Source organism: Pseudomonas sp. HMSC063H08, from assembly GCF_001813645.1.
Taxonomy (GTDB): domain Bacteria; phylum Pseudomonadota; class Gammaproteobacteria; order Pseudomonadales; family Pseudomonadaceae; genus Pseudomonas; species Pseudomonas aeruginosa.
In genome coordinates this window covers 1,533-2,908 of the sequence record NZ_KV813600.1, presented here as the reverse complement: position 1 = coordinate 2,908, position 1,376 = coordinate 1,533, and the positions used below count along the sequence as shown (strand labels likewise).

At 62.3% G+C, this 1,376-nt stretch carries 1 protein-coding gene and 1 pseudogene; both read right to left on the bottom strand.

The genetic code is table 11. From position 1 onward, the window contains the following. Positions 1-162 precede the first annotated feature (162 nt). A complete protein-coding gene (locus HMPREF2924_RS28810) occupies positions 163-1,086 on the bottom strand; it encodes a hypothetical protein (protein ID WP_016852453.1) in 924 nt (307 codons plus the stop codon). A gap of 2 nt (positions 1,087-1,088) precedes the next feature. Continuing rightward, positions 1,089-1,376, bottom strand: a pseudogene (locus HMPREF2924_RS28805) (hypothetical protein); the annotation flags it as partial.

Here is a 1,376-nt window from a genome sequence, read left to right as displayed (position 1 = left end):
CAACCGGCTGGTGTGCCGCATAGCTGCCAGCCCAGATCGAGGCGCTGGCCGAGCCGAGGGTGATGTCCTGGTTCAGGAACAGAGCGGAGATGTTCGGGGTGATGCCGGCAACGACCGCTTCGACCGGCCGAGGTACCTGAAATCCGGGGAAGGTCGCCATTTCTACTCGACCACCCGGAATGCATAGCCGACCAGCGCGCTGGTGTTGCCGAAATCGCTGGCTGTTCCGCGCTGCAGCAAAGGGAAGACGCGCCATGTGTCGGTTCCGATGGTGATCGAGTCCCCAGGCGCGAGGAAGTCCATCCGGCACAGACCGAAATCGGGCGCTTCGCCAATGTACCTCGAACGCTGCTGAGCGCCGAACGCATAGATGGCGCACGGCACCACGTTGGTCGAGCTGTTCAGCTCGTTGGCGCTCGCGTCGATCAGCCCCACGTCGGGATGGTACTGACTGCTGTAGTTTCCGCGACCGGGGCCGACGACGCGCCGGGAGACGTTCGTTGTGTAGTCGAACGGCAACCAGTCCGGCGATGGGCTACCGTCGAGGCTGTCCAGCCGCAGCACGCTGCCGCCGCCACTGTACCGAATGTGATAGCCATCGAAGGGGTGCGACGACCAATTGTTTGTCAGCGCTTGGCCAGGGCTGTAGATGAACGAGCCGCAAACATACTGACCGCCTGTATAGGCGACGCCACGCTTGTTCAGGGAGCCGATCATCACTGGACGGAACTGACCGGCAGCGATTTCGACGTGAAGGTGCAGATAGGCAGCGGTGGCGAACAGGTGATAGCGCGTGAATGGCCCGGCGCTGAGCTGCGCTATGGTTGCTTCTTTCGACGAATACGGGTTGTTCTGCACCGAGCTGCCCGGCTGCGCGTTCCACGCCAGGCCGTTATCGAACCCCGTATTGCCGGCGAGCTGCCATTGATTGGAACCGGCGTTGAATGACCAGTAGCCGTCGGCGTTGTGACAAAGCCATTCCGATGCCGAGGCGCGGTCGGTGACCCAGCCGAGGGTTTCAGCGTGGGTGCGGAGCTTGCCCAGCAGATCCGACGGGTTGTTCGCTGTTCCGGTGAAGTAGGCCATGTTCAGTCCGCCCTAATTGCAAAGAGCCAGGGATTGCCAGACCGCCACGCCGTCTGGAAAACAACGTGATCGACTCCGTTCTCGGTGATGACGTCTTCGGCGCCGGAGTTGAGCGTCGGGACGTACCAGGCGCCGTCGAAGTCGCCCAAGTACCTCCTGCCTTCAGTTTCGCGGGTCACGAGGCTCAACGCCTTGAGGGGGAACTTCCCGAACGAATCCCGCAGTTGATTGACAACGGCTTCACTGCTGCCCGCATAACGGCCGCAGCCCAGCGGGAGGAGCGTCCGATT